Origin of the sequence: Paenibacillus sp. EKM211P (assembly GCF_011066175.1) — a bacterium.
GTDB classification, from domain to species: Bacteria; Bacillota; Bacilli; order Paenibacillales; family Paenibacillaceae; genus Paenibacillus; species Paenibacillus polymyxa.
Window position 1 is genome coordinate 107,246 of record NZ_JAAMNS010000010.1, and the last position, 18,209, is coordinate 125,454.

Annotated in this window: 13 protein-coding genes and 1 pseudogene; 3 read left to right on the forward strand and 11 right to left on the reverse strand. The window is 42.6% G+C overall.

Translation table 11 applies throughout. The features are described from left to right. Positions 1-73 precede the first annotated feature (73 nt). From G9G57_RS15535 to G9G57_RS15545, 3 genes are all read right to left on the reverse strand, one after another. Positions 74-1,375 (reverse strand): ABC transporter substrate-binding protein, encoded by a 1,302-nt coding sequence (locus G9G57_RS15535; RefSeq protein WP_019687230.1) that lies wholly within the window; start codon positions 1,373-1,375, stop codon positions 74-76. A gap of 196 nt (positions 1,376-1,571) precedes the next feature. Further along, complete coding sequence (locus tag G9G57_RS15540; protein ID WP_016818756.1) at positions 1,572-2,678, reverse strand: response regulator transcription factor; 1,107 nt, start codon at positions 2,676-2,678, stop codon at positions 1,572-1,574. Beyond that, the gene (locus G9G57_RS15545) at positions 2,671-4,479 is read right to left on the reverse strand and encodes a cache domain-containing sensor histidine kinase (RefSeq protein WP_031463512.1); all 1,809 of its coding nucleotides are present in this window, start codon (positions 4,477-4,479) and stop codon (positions 2,671-2,673) included. Before G9G57_RS15545 ends, G9G57_RS15540 begins: the two co-directional genes overlap by 8 nt. Before the next feature lie 175 nt (positions 4,480-4,654). Between G9G57_RS15545 and G9G57_RS15550 the strand changes: the two genes are divergently transcribed. Together G9G57_RS15550 and G9G57_RS15555 are read left to right on the forward strand one after the other, a co-directional pair. Continuing rightward, on the forward strand, positions 4,655-5,653 hold the full coding sequence (locus G9G57_RS15550; RefSeq protein WP_151256096.1) for a LacI family DNA-binding transcriptional regulator: 999 nt from the start codon (positions 4,655-4,657) through the stop codon (positions 5,651-5,653). Between the two features lie 39 nt (positions 5,654-5,692). Continuing rightward, positions 5,693-7,969 carry an alpha-galactosidase gene (locus tag G9G57_RS15555; RefSeq protein ID WP_164965170.1) on the forward strand — a complete coding sequence of 759 codons (2,277 nt, stop codon included), beginning with the start codon at positions 5,693-5,695 and terminating at the stop codon, positions 7,967-7,969. A gap of 65 nt (positions 7,970-8,034) precedes the next feature. On the opposite strand, the gene G9G57_RS15560 is transcribed toward G9G57_RS15555, so the two are convergent. From G9G57_RS15560 to G9G57_RS15575, 4 genes are all read right to left on the reverse strand, one after another. Further along, positions 8,035-8,595, reverse strand: coding sequence for a GNAT family N-acetyltransferase (locus G9G57_RS15560; protein WP_019687226.1), 561 nt, complete (start codon positions 8,593-8,595; stop codon positions 8,035-8,037). Beyond that, on the reverse strand, positions 8,596-9,318 hold the full coding sequence (locus G9G57_RS15565) for a YjjG family noncanonical pyrimidine nucleotidase (protein ID WP_016818751.1): 723 nt from the start codon (positions 9,316-9,318) through the stop codon (positions 8,596-8,598). Positions 9,319-9,675: 357 nt separating this feature from the next. Continuing rightward, positions 9,676-10,527, reverse strand: coding sequence for an alpha/beta fold hydrolase (locus tag G9G57_RS15570; RefSeq protein ID WP_019687225.1), 852 nt, complete (start codon positions 10,525-10,527; stop codon positions 9,676-9,678). 398 nt (positions 10,528-10,925) lie between these two features. Then, positions 10,926-12,259 (reverse strand): IS3 family transposase gene (locus tag G9G57_RS15575; protein ID WP_226888907.1). Its coding sequence is split into 2 segments (ribosomal slippage): positions 10,926-11,869 and positions 11,869-12,259, totalling 1,335 coding nucleotides; the frame shifts between segments, so codons are not numbered across the junction. Positions 12,260-13,294: 1,035 nt separating this feature from the next. Here G9G57_RS15575 and G9G57_RS25915 point away from each other — a divergent pair. Continuing rightward, positions 13,295-13,816: pseudogene (locus G9G57_RS25915) on the forward strand (IS3 family transposase); the annotation flags it as partial. Between the two features lie 124 nt (positions 13,817-13,940). On the opposite strand, the gene G9G57_RS15590 reads toward G9G57_RS25915, so the two are convergent. The 4 genes from G9G57_RS15590 to G9G57_RS15605 all read right to left on the reverse strand — a co-directional run bounded on the left by G9G57_RS15590 (position 13,941) and on the right by G9G57_RS15605 (position 17,920). Further along, positions 13,941-15,353, reverse strand: a complete 1,413-nt coding sequence (locus tag G9G57_RS15590; protein WP_164965172.1) for a helix-turn-helix domain-containing protein — start codon at positions 15,351-15,353, stop codon at positions 13,941-13,943. A gap of 160 nt (positions 15,354-15,513) precedes the next feature. Next, on the reverse strand, positions 15,514-15,795 hold the full coding sequence (locus G9G57_RS15595) for a hypothetical protein (protein ID WP_014600308.1): 282 nt from the start codon (positions 15,793-15,795) through the stop codon (positions 15,514-15,516). 215 nt (positions 15,796-16,010) lie between these two features. Continuing rightward, positions 16,011-17,393: an SMI1/KNR4 family protein gene (locus G9G57_RS15600; RefSeq protein ID WP_014600307.1), complete on the reverse strand. Its 1,383-nt coding sequence runs from the start codon at positions 17,391-17,393 to the stop codon at positions 16,011-16,013. A 77-nt stretch (positions 17,394-17,470) separates the two neighbouring features. Beyond that, positions 17,471-17,920 (reverse strand): NucA/NucB deoxyribonuclease domain-containing protein, encoded by a 450-nt coding sequence (locus G9G57_RS15605; protein WP_014600306.1) that lies wholly within the window; start codon positions 17,918-17,920, stop codon positions 17,471-17,473. Positions 17,921-18,209: the final 289 nt, after the last annotated feature.

Genomic DNA, 18,209 nt, shown 5'->3' on the forward strand with positions numbered 1-18,209 from the left:
CTTCCACCCCTTATCTTTGGAACAGCACCCCCCAGCGCCTTATGCCGCCAAGGGTTGCCGATTCCCTGAATTCTCAGTTTTCTTTATTCAATGTGCTATTCAGATTGCTCACAAAATCGTTTTCAGAAAAGTTGTCTACCATCATATTTTGAGTATTGTCATTAATGGTGTTCTGAATTTTTGTATTGCTCAGAAGTTGAGCATATTCCTGCGCATTAGGCAGCAACTCTTTGACAACTCGCTGCATCATTGCTGGAACATTGGAGGCCATTGGCTTATCTACTTTCACTGAAACTATCGGACTTCCAAGTTGAGTGTATCTGTACTCTGCTGACTTCGAGGCAAGGAATGCCGCTACCTTTACGGCTGTTTCCTTATTTTTGCTATTCGCTGATACTGCATAACCTTGCGGAGAACCTGAGCCGTCAATAAAATATTTGGACTTCTCGTAGGTTGCTTCATCCTTTGCAGGCCAGTACATCCAGTCGACTTGATCGCCCAGCTTTTCCTGGGAACTGTAAATTTCCCATTGTCCATTCACGAACATGGCAGCTTTGCCCTGATAAAATAGGGAGGATGCCTGATCATAATTGGTGTTCGTAGCGTTGGCATCGAACAATCCGGCTCTTTGCAGTTGCTTCATTTGCTGTGCTGCTGTTACGAATGCTTCTGGCAATGCTTTTACACCCTTCTCCTCAAGTGCTCCAAATCCACGCGGCTGCTCTCTTGTAACCAGTCCGTTATAAAAAGCGGTCGTAATCCATTTTTCCTTTGCAAAGATCGACATCGGTACATAACCAGCAGCTTTTAACTTTTTCGCTGCATCGGCCATCTGATCAATCGTCTTAAGCGGTGTTTTGATTCCTACCTTCTCAAAAATGGACTTGTTGTAATAAATCATTTGGAATTCAATACCAGTTTCAGGGTAAGCATACACATGATTGTCAGGAGCTACCAAACGCGATTCAACTCCCGGGTTAAGACTCTTCTTGAATTCGGCTGTTGTGTCATAGTTGTCAAGAACCTCGACATTTTTCGATTTTGCAAAAGTTTGCAGGACAGACCAATCCGCTAAATAGACATCCGGCATGTTGCCCGTTGCCGCATATGTTTTAAGCTTCTGGCCTCCGTCCTGCACGGCAGGATCCAGTTCAATTTCTACGTTTGGCATCTTCTTTTTGAGCTCTGCCACCGCATAATCGAACGGCTTAATGGTATCGTCATCGAAATGCTGTGCATACACCTTCAATTTGATCGTTCCGTCCCCTGATCCGTTATTGGAAGAGGCTGAGTTGTCTTCGCCACAAGCAACCAATCCAACGGACATGGTGAGTACTAGCAAGGCTGCACTCCAAATTTTAAGATTTTTTTTCATTTGTTTTATCCCCCTCATGAAGAGTCTTTGATGATTGCGCTTTCATTTGCTTGACTACAGTATACCGCTGCCTCTATTCTTCTTTAAGGAATAAAACGGGTATTATCAGTAAAAAACGGGACAAATAGAGCAGCGGTCCTCCATATAGGAAAACCGCCAGGCTTAAATTGATGTGTTCTGCCTCACAAGGCAGATACTATCTCTTTTTGAGTTGCTCATATTCAGTGGGTGTCATACCAAAACGTTTCTTGAAACATTTGCTGAAATAATTGGGGTCACTGTAACCGACACTTTCAGCGATTTCTGACAGCTTCCGATTGCCTTTCAGCAGAAGCTCCTTAGCCTTCTTCATTCGGATGTGTGTAATGTGATCCACTATGGAAAAGCCAGACTCCTTGCGAAATACGCGGCGCAGGTAGCTGGGATCGACGAATACTCCGCACGACACCTGCTCAGCAGACAACTCTGCGTCTGCATAATGTTCCTCAATATAGTTGATCGCCGCCGCGAATAAATTGGAAGCCTTCGTAGGACGCATATTCTCCATCAGCAGGATCAGCTTGCGGTATAGGGCGAGCATCCAACCTTCAGCAGCCTCCCAGGAATCTAACTCTCGCAGCCGTTCGTAAGGAGACTTGTCTCCTCCGTTTTCCCATAGCTGGTCATAAGGAATGCCACGTTCACTGGCAAAGGAAAGGGCTAAAGATACGATTCCCATAAGCATCGCATCTGCGTATTCATCTCCCCATTTATATTTACTAAGCTGACGGATTGCCTTGCGGACTTCCTCTAGCGTTTCACTGTCTTTCATTCGGAGGTCAAGCACAACCGCATCGCGTAGATGACCCAAATCAGGCATACCTGCTCTGCTATGCAACACTTCGCCGTCCTGTCCCCTTAACTCTGCACTTTCACTCTCCTGTGGAAGCACTGGTAATTTCGCTTTAATACGCTCCAACATTGAGAGCATTTCTTCTGCATTGAACGGTTTCAGCAAATAATCCTGCACTCCAGTTCGAACGGCCTTCTGTAGATATTCAAACTCGTTATGCCCGGATATGAATACAATTACGATTCGTTCGAACTTGACTTTCAACCTCTCGGCTAATTCAATTCCGTCAATAAAGGGCATATTGATATCAACGAGGGCAAGGTGCGGCTGATGCCGCTCGGCTTCCTGAAGTGCTTCCTGCCCGTTCCTTGCTTCACAGCAAACCCGAAAGCCGTGACTTTCCCAGTCTATCTTAATTCGCAGAAAGTCTCGAAACAGCGGCTCATCATCAACAATCATCACTTTATACATCTTGGTGTACACTCCCCTTTGGCTGCGTTGGTAGCGACAGGTCAACAATGGTTCCCTCTCCGAGAACACTCTGCACGGATATCCCATACTCCTCGCCAAAATACAGGCTCAGCCGTTGCTGAACGCTATAGGTACCGATTGATCGTATTCCTTCTTTCGGTAAATGTCTGGACATAATGTTCTGAACTTGAATTTCGTCCATTCCCACACCGTTGTCCTCCACCCGGACGATCACCCTATCGTTCTGTGTAAAAGCGAAAATACGGATAAAACCTTTGGTTCCTTTCTTCTTAAGACCATGGTAAATCGAATTCTCGACAAGTGGCTGGAGCGAGAGTTTCGGGATCGGTGTACCCGCAAGCTCTGGAGGGATATCCACTTCATAGCGGAACACATCGGGATAACGGATTTGCAGAATAGTCAGGTAATCATCAGTAATCTGAGCTTCTTTTTCTAAAATAATGAGTTCCCGTCCTTTATTTAGCACCATTCGATAAAAATCTGCCAGCGCCTTCGTAGTATCTCTAGCCTCATCATTACGATCCAACTCATTCAGTGCATAAATGGTATCTAAAGTGTTGTACAGAAAATGCGGTTTTATTTGAGCCGTCATCAGTGCGAGTTCATATTCACGCTTGCGGTTTTGCTCCTGCCTCACTTCATCCAGCAATTCCCGAATCCGTCTTATCATAAAGTTAAAAGCTTCAGCAATGGTACCGATTTCATCTTCTGTTCGAACTATCGCAACCGATTGTAAATCGCCGGCTACTACTTTTCGCATGGCTCTAGTCAGCTGTTCGAGAGGACTAACGACCATTTTGGACAGGAAGCTAGCACCGAGCCAGGAAAAAGCAAGACAAAATACGCCGATTAAGAGTGAAAGCCTTACATTTTGCCGGACATCAGCTGTAAGCAGGCTAAGAGAAACAATATTGACCAGCTTCCAGCCCATTCGGTTATAATCATTGACCGTTACGAGATTGCCACCATCCTCAAATGAACATGTTTTTGGGGACACATCAGATCCACAGCCTTGGATGGCCTCCGCTAACTGTGAACTCACTGGCTTCATCAGCATCCCATTGTCTTCTGCCACAGCCACACGCATCTCGTTATCTAAAAAATAATAAGATTTGGGCGCATCGGGATCGCTGGAACGAAAATAATCAGACAAACCTTCTTCCTTCACTAACAGAAAAAGCGTTCCATAGGGTTCGCCGGTGTCTATATTAATGACCATCTTTCCCAGCGTCAAAACCGGAGAGTTGGGATCCGGTGTTAGGAAATCTCTCTTCTCCATATCAAACCAGAGTGCTTGTCCATAACTTTCGGATTCCCTTACCCGCTTGAGCATGCTATAGACTTTACTATCATCCCCACTTTCGGTATAAGAAGCAAAAATTGTCCCTTCATTATCAATAAATACCGCCGCATCCACTTCGCGAAAGATTGATAAATCAATAGATAGACGGCTTTGCATCAGGTTACCAAATTGAACACGATCTATGGCAGTATCAGGTCTAGCACCGTATGAATCATACATCCGGTTAATATTCGTGACCATAATGTTGGCCGCCGTTTCCACACTACTGAATATGTAGTCGGTCCGGGACAGGATAAGCTGAGATTCGTCAACTACGTTGCTGGTCGTTTGCTCTATCAATGAACGACTGAAAAGTTGGTTGGACACAAGTCCAAGAATGAGCAGAGAAATAATGATCAGCGGGAGAAATACCGCTATAACCTTGCTTTTAAAGCGAAGGCGACCAAACCACTTACGAGCTAGGGACAGAATATTCAAATAAGACCCCTCCGTCATCAGAGAATATTCATCATGTTAACACAACTAGTCTGAACAGTAGTAGAACTAAAATAATGTTAAAAAAATTCAACAATCCATCTTGAAAGTGCCAAAAGTATGTGTTAGGATAAAGTCGATTTTTAGTAAAATTATTAACTAAAAAGGTGTGAGCTCTTTGGCAACCATTAAAGACATTGCCCGCGAAGCGGGAGTGTCTGCCGCAACCGTTTCAAGGGTTTTAAATAACGATCTGTCACTATCCGTGAGTCCAGACACCAAAAACAGAATTTTTTTAATTGCTGAGCAGCTCGGGTATAAGCCTTCCCGCCTGAGGCAGTTAAAGAGGAACACGGAACGTGCCGGGAAAACGGTCTCCCTCCTGCTGTGGTGTTCCATTGAGGAGGAAAGAGACGATCCGTATTACGCCTCGATCCGCCGTGGAATCGAACTGCGCTGTGAAGAGCTTGGCCTGACATTGGGACAGACGCTGCGAGGCCGTTCATCTCTCGACACCTTGCAGAAGGCGGATGGTCTGATTGTCGTGGGCGGCGTTGATCCTGAAGAGGTGTCCAAGCTGTATCCGGACAAGAACACCATTGTCCTTGTCGACCAGTACCATGAGCAGCTGGAATACGATTCCGTACGACTCCATTTTCGGCAGGCGGTTGACCAGGCACTTGGACATCTGCTCGAGCTTGGCCACCGACAAATCGGATTTATTGGCGGGAAGAGCGATGGAGAGCGAAGGGCGCATTATTTTGAACGATTCATGCGGGAACGAGGTTTGTATAATCCGAAGTTCGTCCGCATAGGCGCCTGGAGTACAGCGGATGGATATCTAATGATGAACGAGCTTCTAGCCGAGCAGGAACGACCGACAGCCTGCTTCGCTGCCAGCGATCCGCTCGCCATTGGAGCCCTCCGCGCCCTTCATGGACATGGAGTCAAGGTACCCGAAGATATGGCTGTTGTCGGCTTCGACGACATTGAGATGGCGGCCTTCGTGCAGCCTCCGCTAACTACTGTACGTGCCTATCCCGAACAAATGGGAAAAGCTGCCGTGCAGTTACTCTCTGAACGGTTTGAGGGACGTGAACCACCTGCGTACAGCGTGATCGGGACTAAGCTTGTCATACGGGAAAGCTCATGCATCAACAGTAAAGTCAATATTTGAGAGTCAATCGAGATGATAACCCCCTAAGGAGTGAATATCATGAACATTCATGTTAACGAAGCGCTTGGTTTGTTTCACCTGCAGTCCAAGGATTGCAGCTATATTATCCAGCTGGTAGAAGGATATCCTGCACATGTCTATTGGGGAGCTCAACTTCATCATGACCAAAGTCTCGCAAGTATATTGGAGCTTAGAGAGCGCTGCTCCTTCTCCCCCACTCCCGTTTCTTCTAATCGTGCGCTTTCTTTGGATGCGCTTCCACAGGAATATCCACAGTATGGGACAAGCGACTTCCGTCAACCGGCTTATCAGGTTGCGCTTGCGGATGGAACTCGAACTACGGAGCTAAAATATAGTGGCCACCGTGTTGAACCGGGCAAACCAAAGCTTGAAGGCCTCCCTTCCGTCTATACCGAATCGGATGATGAAGCAACAACTCTCCTGTTGTTCCTTGAGGACCAGCACTCAGGTCTTAAGGCTACATTACTCTATACTGTATTTGCGAACCACAGCGCTATTGCTAGGTCTACTCTTTTTGAACATAAGGGAAGCGCTATCATGAATATTGAGCAGGCGATGAGCGCCTCTGTCGACTTCGCCGATTCCAATTATCAAGCTCTCTATCTATCTGGCGCCTGGGTTCGGGAAAGACATATCCAACGCCGCGATCTTGGACCCGGCGCCATTCGGTTGGAAAGCCGGCGAGGCTCCAGCAGTCACCAAATGAATCCCTTTCTGGCCCTGCTTCGTCCAGATGCAACAGAAGATCGTGGGGATGTGTACGGCTTCAGTCTAATCTACAGCAGCAATTTCGTTGCGCAGGCGGAAGTAGAGCAGTTTAATCAGACCCGTGTAAGTATCGGAATCAATCCTTTTGACTTCTCCTGGCGGCTTGAACCGGGTCAGTCATTTCAGACCCCTGAAGCCGTGCTGGTCTTTTCCGAAGAAGGTCTTGGGGGCATGTCGCGCACCTATCACCGACTCTACCGCACACGTCTGTGCCGAGGAACTTATCGCGACAAGGAACGTCCGATTCTCGTGAACAATTGGGAAGCCACATATTTTGACTTCGACGCCGATAAAATCGAGGCGATTGCCAAAGAAGCGGGACCTCTTGGAATTGAGCTATTTGTTCTTGATGACGGTTGGTTTGGCAAGCGCGACAACGACAACAGTTCGCTTGGGGACTGGTTCGAAGACCGCCGCAAGCTACCTGGAGGTCTCACCGACCTAGCCAAACGGGTTAATGAACAAGGATTACAATTTGGCTTGTGGGTTGAGCCGGAAATGGTATCACCTGATAGTGAACTGTACCGCACCCATCCCGACTGGTGCCTACATGCGGAAGGTCGGCGGCGGACGGAAGGCCGATCCCAATTGGTGCTGGATCTCTCCCGCAAGGAAGTATGCGATTACTTGTACGAGACGCTGAGCTCCGTATTCTCGATCGCCCCAATTACTTATGTCAAGTGGGACATGAATCGTAATATGACGGAGATTGCTTCGGCTACCGCTACTAGCGAACGTCAAAAAGAAACTGCGCACCGTTATATGCTCGGACTTTATGATCTGCTGGAACGCCTGACCTCACGCTTCCCGGACATCTTGTTTGAAAGCTGTTCTGGTGGAGGTGGACGATTCGATCCCGGGATGCTCTACTATATGCCGCAGACATGGACCAGTGATGACACTGATGCTATTGAAAGATTGGCTATCCAGTACGGCACCAGCATCGTGTATCCGGCCAGTACCATGGGGGCCCACGTATCGAACGTGCCGAACCACCAGGTGGGACGAAACACCTCCCTCGCCATACGTGGCGACGTGGCAATGAGCGGGAATTTTGGCTACGAGCTTGACCTTACTGCATTTACGAATGAAGAAAAAGAGCTTGCTGCCAGACAAATTGCCCAGTATAAAGAAATCCGTTCCCTTGTACAGCAGGGAGAAATGTATCGACTTCTTAGTCCGTTTGAGGGCCGAGGCAATACTGCCTGGATGTTTGTTAGCGAAGACCAGTCCGAAGCTTTTGTCGCTTACTTCCGTGTGTTGGCTGAGCCAAATGGTCCTATCCGGCGACTAACTCTAAAAGGACTTGACCCAGCTAAAAAGTATATAATCGAAGCCGGGGCAACCAGCAATACTTCAGAACCTGTCGGTGGTACCTTGCCTGAAGATGGCGTCTCCCCCTTCCGTGTGGCGTTCGACGGTGAAATTTTTGGAGGTGACCGTCTAATGAAGATTGGACTTGTTGTCTCGGATCTCACTGGGGATTTTGCCAGCTCTACCTTCCGCCTTAAAGCTATCTCCTGTTAATCATAGTTCAGCCGGTGACGATAAAAAATTAAAACAAGGCAGGTCGATTTTCCGACCTGCCTTGTTTAATAACTTTGTGACCATTTAATAGCATCCTTGATTTTGATTCTCCATATCATATGATCAAAGCCTTTTCCCCAATAATCTTTTAATAAATAATCAGGAGTTCCAAACTTCTTTTCCCATATTTTTTGTGCAATACGATACCCACTATCTAAACAAAATTCTTCTACTCCTCTATCTTTCAACGCCAGATACATTGATTTCAATAATAAATTTCCTACTCCAATCTTCTGGTAGTCAGGGTGAACAAATACAGTTCCTACCTCGCACAAATTTTTTAATGCATCATTGGTAGATTTACTTATAAGTTCACTTGCCGGGCCATATTCAATTGAACCCATTATTCGATCCCCGTCTACAGCGATTAAAAAATATCGTTGCTCACCGTGGCTTTCTAAGTCACTTTCCAAATACGCTCTTTTAGTCTCAATTTCATCCTCTATATCCTCCAGCTTGCTTCCAATACCTTCTTTAGCAAATGTGTCTGTAATCACTATTCTAAACAATTCATTTAACTTTTCGGCATCTTTAACTTTCGGTCTTCTGATTTCTACATCATTCATCTAGATTTCCGCCGACGTACGATTCAGTACAGACCCTATTGAAAGTACACTACTCAGTAGTTCCATTAAACTTGTTATTTCATAAGTGGGTTGAATACCAGACGTATTTGTTTTTCTGGCAGGGTTGAACCAGCAGGTATCAATTCCGTACTTATTCCCTCCTTGAATATCAGAGGTTAAAGAATCGCCGACCATAAGGACCTTACTTTTATCTGAGATGGCTAGCTTGGCAAATGCGTAATCGAAAATACCAGCTTGTGGCTTTTGGCAACCCACTTCTTCTGAAATGATCACCTGCTCAAACACATCACGCAGCGGAGAGAGCTGAATTCTGGAGGTTTGTACCTCTTTGATTCCATTCGTAATAATCGCCAAACGATACTCAGATAGTACGTCACATAGTTCAACCGCTCCGTCCATCAAAAAAGCACCTTCACCCAAATAACGTAAATAAGCAGCACTAAAGGCGTCCGGATTGAAGTCTAGCTTATGGACAGTAAACAATCGTTTAAATCTTTCCACCCGCAACTGTGCCGAGGTAATAAGTCCTTCCTCTGCTTCTCGCCACAACACACTATTAATCTCATCATAGCTGGATTTGTACTCTGTGGCCCCTTGCGGCAATCCAAATTGGGTGAACGTATTATGTAGCGCATGGCTCTCTGCCATTTTAAAATCAAACAGCGTATCATCAACATCAAACAAAATAATTTCGTATTTCAAAACGACTTCCAACCTCCATATCAAATGGAAATAAACTATCATTACAGTATGATCTCTCGGTTATTATACAGAACCTCATTGATCCGTCAAGTCATGACAAAAAGAATGGAGTAATATTTTCTATGAGTTTGAGCCAGTGCGAAGTAACATGCTTCGTGCCAAACTACCACCATAGCGATTTATAAATGAAAGGAGAATGCTAACTCAAGCTGTCCTCGATGCTTCAGTGACAAGCCTAAAGATAAACATTCTCCTTTTAAAATTCAAACTATTTGTTCTCCATTCGTAGATCTTTAGGGTCAACCTGCCATCATCTTCAGGTCTGTTTCCAGTACCGGAATCGACTGTTTTAAAAACCTAGTGATTTTCATTAATCCATTCGGTTAATGTTTGATCAAAATAATGAGGTTCTTCAAACATCGGATTATGGCCACTATGCTCAAAAACCACCTTTTTTACGTTCGTGTAGCTATCATCGACCCGATCCCACAATGAAACAGGCGCGACTAAGTAATCAGTTCTTCCAAGACCAATAAACATGGGCTTATCGACATCTCCCAAGGACTGTATCAAATCTATCTTTCCGAAGGCTTCTCCCCATAAATAATCAATGATAGGCATGTTCGTGTGCACATCATTCCACATATGAGCTGCATCATAGGTATAATCATAAAAACTTTGGGCTCTCATACGTATACACATGTGAACAAATCTTCTGTCGGGATCTCTTTTGATATCATCCTCTAATAAAACAATATCTTTTTCAAAACGTTCTTTTCTGGCTGGACTGGCCGTTTCATAAAAGTATGACAAGCTTTGCCGTTGTCTTTCTTGGCTGTTCGTAGGCGCTGAATTTAATAGCACCACTTTTTCAACATAGTCTGGGTATTGTTTAGCATATTCCAAAGCCATAAAAGCATGCCCGGAATGTCCTAATATGATAAATGGATCTAAATGAAGGCATTGTCTTGCTGTTTCTATGTCTTTGATGACTTTATCCAATGTATAGTCTTCTGGTTTTAAAGCACGAGTCGGTTTTGCAAACCCTCTATGATCTAAGAAAATAAACTGAAACTTTTTATATAAATGGTCTGAAAATATGCGAGGATAATATACACTACTGCCGATCACCAATATCGGCTTTCCGTTACCTCTTATAGTATATTTCAGCTCAAATCCATCACTAATAACTGTTTGATAAGTGCTCATCTTCATCGTCTCCTTTTCTTCTTTAAATCACTCCCTTTCCGTTGTTTAAATCCCTTGTATTCTCCATAGATCGTTCCAGCACTACAACTCACCTCTGAAAGTCTGTTTATTTTATGAGAAAAGTTTAACATGATTTTTTCTAAAACAAAACCGAATTTGGATCTTCTAATCTTGCCGTACAAGTCGGAGATACAAAGTGGCAAAAGGAAATTACCGTAAACTTCAAGCCTTAAGTGTCCTCCAGCAGCAGCACTATACAAGGAACAACCAGAATATTGTAGTGCTTTTAACCAAAGGCATGGCATGAGCCTTTCCTGTGAATGATAAATGAATCGGATATAAAAAAAGAACACAGCCATTATAAACTGTACCCTCTGTAAAGGACATTTTAAAAAGGGCTAGGCTGCTTGAAAAAGATGATCTCTGTATTGAACAGGGGTCATCTTTTTTAAATTCCATTGGTATCTGTAATGGTTGTAATAAGTCATATAGTCATCAATTTCACGTCTTAGCTCTTCCATAGTCGCACAGGGTTTGATGGAGGCCTCATCCTTAAAATGACCAAAGAAGGATTCTTGGGGGGCGTTATCCCAACAGTTTCCTCGTCTAGACATCGACTGGTTTAACCCCATTTTCTTAACCATCTTTTGAAAATCAGGATGTGTGTAATGTGTTCCCTGATCCGAATGAATAAAGGCACCCTTTGCTTTTTTAAATCTTCGATTTTTCTTCAGCTTTAGAAGAGTGTCCGTCGCAAGGTCCATAGTGATTCTCTCTGAGACATGATAAGCCAGTATTTCATTGGTTGAACTGTCCTTGATCGTTGATAAATAAGCTTTCTTGCCTGTACCATAATATAAATAAGTGATATCTGTCAGTAACACCTTGCCGGGGATGTCCTGCTTAAATTCCCTATTCAAAAGGTTAGGAACAACCCGATGTTCCTGAGTCGCCTTCATCATCCTTTTATAGGGATTTGCCTTCCGGAAAGGACACACAATGCCGTATTTCTTCATAATTCTCCGGATCCGTTTCAAATTGTAGACAACCTTAAACTGGCCCTCTAATATCATCTTGATAGAACGGGCCCCTTTCTTGCGTCTTTTGAAACGGAAGGCCTTCAGGATCGTTTCTTTTACCTGTTCATCATCCTGTTCTCGTTGCTTCCGCTTTTCCGCTGATTCGGAAGACCAGTACTTGTAATAGCCACTCTTGGAGACCCCGGCCATTGTGCATAAATGGTTCACCATTCGATGAAGGTCGTATTTCCGGATAACGGTATGGATCAAAATATATTTCTGGCAAGGTGCCCAATCTACTTGTCTTTCAGCCCCCATTCCGCCATACGGATCTTTTTTAACAGTTCGTTCTCCGCTCTTAATAAGGCGTTTTGCGCTTCAAGCCTGGCGTTCTTTTCTTCCAGTGTCAGTTCCCTTCTAAGGGGTCTTCCAGATGATTGGCTCCTTGTATCGTGCAGACCCAAGACACCGTTTTCCCGGAAGCTCGCACGCCATCTTTTTCCCGAGGATCGTACTCGTTGGAGTCCGATTACATGTACATCAAATCCGCATTCCTCAAATATAGCCCTCGGTAGCTTGCCTTTTTTATTTTCTGAAATAAAAAGTTTCTTGAATTCGTCCGTATATGTAATACCTTTTGATGTAACTGACTTAACATAAAGATTGTTAGAAAGCTGTTCGATTTCTTTCTCTGTAAATGTCTTTTTACTCATTCCAGTTTTCACTTCCCATTTTTCTCGATATATAAAAAGTACCCTACGGAGAGACTTTTTTAAAGTGTCTACTCTATAGGGTACAGTTTATAATATCAGTGGCTCTTATACTGCTTCTTTGCTGGCGAGAATAATCTTCTACCCTCGTCTTCATTAGGTTGAATCCATCTTAACATCTCTTTTGAAAAGCGCTCAGGGCTGATAGCATGGACCTCACATTAGTATATGACTATAATTTCTTCGTACAATAATTATATATGAACACTGGGCCCAACTACACCTTTTTAGTACAAGAACCCATTAAGCGATTAGACGGAAAAGTCCGTCCGTCCTCCGCAAGATAGGGGCTATCAATCCTTGCGCTTTGTTTTTTCGAGAACATCTTTCCCTTAGCGCTTCTCCAATACTCATATCTGTTGTACAGTGACAACAAGTTTACCCCCTATTTTTAGACTCCATATTTCTGGTATCATTCTTCTTGAAAGGTATTAGCTTGTTGTCACAACTTTCAAATACAAAATTGTTATTACAAGTAGTATTAATTACTTTTGAGAGTTTGATGTGTCTATGGCTTAAACCTATACTTACAATCAAATATATATAATCCATATTAAATAAAGACTAAATAACAATTCAATCAAACTAAAAGAAATCCTAATTTTGTGAACATCTCATGGAAAATAAAAAAAGCCACATTGTGGCTTAAACATGGATTATCCTTGCCCCTACATAGGCAATACAATTCTTAAAAGCAGGGAATAATTAACACTATTAATGTACAACAAAAGAAAAATAATGTCAAATCCATTGGTATCTCTCGAATCAATTTTGTTCTTACAGAACCGCTCGGAGTTTGTAGAAATATATTCAATGTCTGTTTAATCATCAGGTTTCAAAAATACTTTATAGGTTATATTATGATCTACCGAGCTTTGAGTAGTGGGGCTAGCGTCAATATTATAGTCGCACTCGTTTGTTTCAAAACTATACATAACATCAAGCACACGATATAGGGAAATTCGCAAAATGACTCCAATCAATCATAAGACAGTTCAGCGCTTAATGAAGGAGTTAGGGCTTCATTGTATGGTTCGTAGGAAGAAATTCCGTGCATACAAAGGAGCCGAAGGAAAAATAGCTCCAAATGTCTTGAAGAGAGATTTTAATGCGATGGTGCCTAATGAGAAATGGGTTACTGATGTGACGGAATTCCACTTGTATGGACAAAAGATATATCTGTTTCCAATTATGGATCTATATAACCGTGAAATCATCAGCTATACCATTTTTCAGAAGACCGACTCTCTCTATGCTCTCTGAGAAAGGAGTCACACAAAGTATGTCACGCCGAGGAAACTGCCTGGATAACTCCGTGGTAGAGAATTCTTTGGAATCTTAAAGACGGAACTGCTGTATATTCAAGAATTCCAATCCATTGAACATATCATTCAAGAACTACATCAATATATTCACTACTACAACTATCGAAGACCCAAACAAAAGCTCAGAGGACTGTCGCCGGTAGAATACCGCATTCAGTCCTCTGTAGCAGCCTAAGTCTGTCTGTGTCTAACTTTTTAGGGTTAATTCAATTAAGGTCAGGGGCGTTTAAAATCCTCCATGTTGTACTTGAGGCTCTATACCATGCGAGTGAATAGGTACAGTAACAATTAACAAAAAGCTAGCTGCGACGATCAACAGTGCCATTTTTTTTAACATTGTTCATCCACACCTTTTCAAAAAGATTTAAAAAATTTGCTTTGGTTTCAGGAGTAGCATGTTCTCGAAAATGTAAAAATAGCCCCATACAATTTATGAAATAAGTCTCATTATTTAGTGTATGATAACTTACCATTGAATACATCAAATGTTTAAAGCCATCATCGTAAGAATTTCTATGTAAATAATAATGAGCCAACTCGTAACCACACCATGCAAAATAATCTGGCACCACTTGTTGAGTATACATATCACTTGGTGAGTGTTGCGATAATGATACAATGTCTGCTTCAAAGCGTTTAATTATGTGATTAACATCAATGTCATATCGGTTAGCCGCTATCATAATATTCAGCAGTTGGATGACCTTATCTTCTTGAGTTGTATCCCCCGCTGTATCGATGTATTCAATATATTCTTGCAGCACCATTATGTCTCCGGATAAAAGCTTATTGACAATAATATTAGCTTTTGCCCAGTGCTTAAACAAGCCAATCCAGTGTTGGGTATCTTCGTCTGTCTCTTTAACCCAATCTAAATTAGCATAGGCGTATGTATATTGTAGAGCTTGGTGGTAATCGCCTTGTGCTTCGTAGACACCTGCACACAATAAGTCAGCATAAGCAATATATCCAAATAGCGGACCTCTTGTTCTCTTTTCAATATCTCGTGACACACGTTTTTCTTGGTGTTTTAAACTATACTGGATTTCCGCTTTAGCTCTCATCTGTCTTGCCATTTCGTTTACCTTATCCCATTTCCGCAGAGACCTATACACGTTAGCTAAATCCTTCAACGCGTCAAGCTGGTCTATTTCATCTAGGCGTTCCACGAAGGGTTCAAATAGTGTAGCAGCCTTGAGATTCTCGCTTTGATCATCTCCGATTTGAATCGTGAATTTACGATATTGACAGACTGCCAAGCGTTCAGAATGTTGATATCTCTCTGCTTCAGCTACCCCCTCATAGAGCAGCAATGCAGCCTCATGTCGTCCCTTCGCCAACAATCCTTCTGCAACTTCGAATAGCTTGGGTGAATACAGTAGATTGTCCATGATGGCTCCCACCACTCGACGGATCGCATCCAACCTATCCAACTCCGCACACCGAAACAAAAACGGCTCGATTCGCCTCATATTCGGGGGGTGGTCGATAATGAAGTTTTCTATAAATAGATCGTAAAACTCCCCTTCTGGCAAACCCATAGCCTCAGTGATTCGGTCAAGTTGGTTAACTGACATAGACTTATTCCCTGACACAATAGCACTTATTATTCCCCTATTCATGCCTGAAAGTTGTCCGAATTGCGCTAAGCTCAACCCTTTTTGTTGTAAGTATCTATCTAATTCTGCTCGAATCGTAGGTGTATGTTCCATGCCATAGCCACCCTTCGCATAAATATTCCAGTATTTTATAATCAATTACTATTTTTGTCCAATAATAAACTAGTTGTCAATAACTTTTTTTGCGAAACATGTGAAGAATCAGCGTTTGTCATAGTATCAATTCTTGTAATAAAAAAATACCCTGCTAGACTTAATCCAACAGGGTGCTACTTTTCAGCTTATAGAGACTTTGATTAACTGCACGAATCCAATGCTCTTTGTCCTTTACTTGCCCCGAGGCTGCTTTTGTATATGCGACAAGTTCACCAACAATATTACTTTGTGGAGCTCCTATGTTTAATGTTACTCTCATAAATTCTAGCCGTTTAATGAATGGGTCAGCAGCTTCTTTATTAAGAGCGTAAATGGCCTTATTGACAAGCTTTTCGATTTCTTGAAATTCTTCGAAAGTTAAAATTCTTTTAGTATCCATCCTTCCACCCTCTTCAAGTAAATTCTGAATATCTTTCGGCCACTTGGGCAACAGTCGCTTTTCTATATTAGTTTCAAACCAGGTTGAGGCTATCTTCTTTTCCCAGTCCCCAAACTTCCGGTAATCTGTAATACTAAACCCTTTTTAAAATAGACTACATAAAAATACATTAACACTACTTCATAATGTGAAGAATCATCACTACCCTTACCCATTCAGCCTTGCATCACATAATTGTGATAAATGAGCCTCTCTTCTTCACTCATTTCTCCACTGATGCTATAGCTTATTTTTCTTTGTAATATGTCCTTTGTTAGTAGAAATACTTCAAACTCCGCTGTTATAAATTCAATCGAAGTTAAATCACAAAACACTTTGTAGTCACTATCGCCACTTTTGCTTATCCGTAGATCTTTAAGATTTATGAGAGTCTTCAGAAATTGTAAATCATTCAATGGCACATATAAGAGATCCAGTTCTACCAATTGTGAGAGACGGCCGATAGGATCAAGATTCTCAGATCGAATGTGAGATAAATCCAATATCTTTATCTTTTTACAGTCAACCAACGGACCTAAGTCTGCAATCTTTAGGTTTGCCAGCGATACCTCCTGTAAATTAGCAAGGTGCGGTAGCAAGTGAATATCTTGTACATTTGTCTTTCCGATAAAAAGACGTTTTAGATTCTGTATGGGTAATAAAGTGGATAAATCTGAAAACGGCGTTTTGGCTAAAAAAAGCTCCGTTAATTCCGTCAATTGGGAAAGAGGAGTGAAATCCGTTATATTTAATCCACTTGCTACTAGCTTTCTTAGATGGCGAAAACCAGTTAGAGGGAAAAGATCTGTTATATTCGATTTCAGTAAATTTAATGATTTAATCTTGGCCAGATCAGTGAAGGAGTCGGGTTGTCTGCCCACATTTTCAGTAATAGCTGACTTCCATTCTTCAGTCAAGGTGTTCCAGTACAAATTAAACTCCTCTTTCGTACCTTCTATAGAAGTTATCAAAGGAATAACTTCTTTAAGGTCATTAAAGAAATGTCCTTCCTTCCTCCATGCAATATAGAAATCCCCTTCTTCGTCAGGTTCAACCGTACAATTCCCGTTCTCAAATTGCATAAGGACAAAGTCTAAAAAAACGTCAAAACTACGACTGATCACAAAAAGTTCCTCTTCATCTCGACCAAAGTTGATGATTTGTCCTAATGTACCCAGTTTATCTGGAGCAAAATCGATACCGATATAATTGCCCCCGTGGTCAAAAGCGATTGGAAGCCAGTTTGCATGATAAGACTGTTCCTTGATCGTGTCCTTTTCAAAAGAAATTACGCCGTTGCTTACATGCTCAACATACTGCTGATTGTCTCTCCAGTGCCGTAACATTTCCTCAATCGATAAGCACTGTAACCCGAGGAATATACCTACTGTTCCTTTCTCACCATTATGTACAGAGTAGAATTGCTTAAAGGAAGCGGGCAAAGAATATCCGATCTCTGCTTCCAACATCGCAAGAACCTCAGACTTAACTGGTTCATTCATCCAGTCATGAGCATTAGGGAAATATTCCTGAAGTTTTGTTATAAACGAATGACTCATATATTCGAATTTCCTCCTTGAATTTTTGAGGCTGTGCTTTGGGATCGGTTCAGGTTTTAGGTTAGCGGGGATTATTACTATTTAATGATAAACTCAATCTTTGTTCCGTCCGGATAGTCATCCAGCTTGTGACCTACCCATGATCCAGCCCCACGGTTATCCTTTGGTGATATGTATCTAATGTCCGCTCCATCTCCGCCTTCGGCACACATCGCCATAGGCCATTCATCTCGGTCTTTGCCCTTGCGTGTGGGTACACCTTTAAGTGATAGTTCACGGTTATGATCAGCTCCGTCACGATCAATGGTGCATGTATTGGAATGTCCGGCTGCTATGGCATCCTTGATGTGCTGCGCTGTTTCCGGGTACTTTGCTGAGGGAAACTCAAGTTTTACGGTTTCTGCTGATACTTGGGTAGCTTGTGAAACAACAGTCGCTGTTTTGCTGGGTGTACTTTCTATCTGCTGCTGCACATTGCAACCTGCTAATAGGGCTGTAGCCAGTATGGAAATTATCCATCTAAACATATATATTCCTCCCTTTACGTAAAAACACCCCACCGGCTTGAGCCAGCAGGGTGCTACCGATGCTTTCGGATTATAATGATAGTATATAATGTTTGGGTTATTCTGTAAATAATTTATTTTTATAATATACTAATGACCTCCTGCTATAACGCTCCAAGTACCTTGACTTGTCACTTGGATTCTCTCTACTACGACAAAAAAGGCCGTATCATCATCAGGAAACTACAATATTTAAATTATTACAGGCACAAGGGAAAGCTGGGCTCGCCATAAAATCCAACTGCCAACC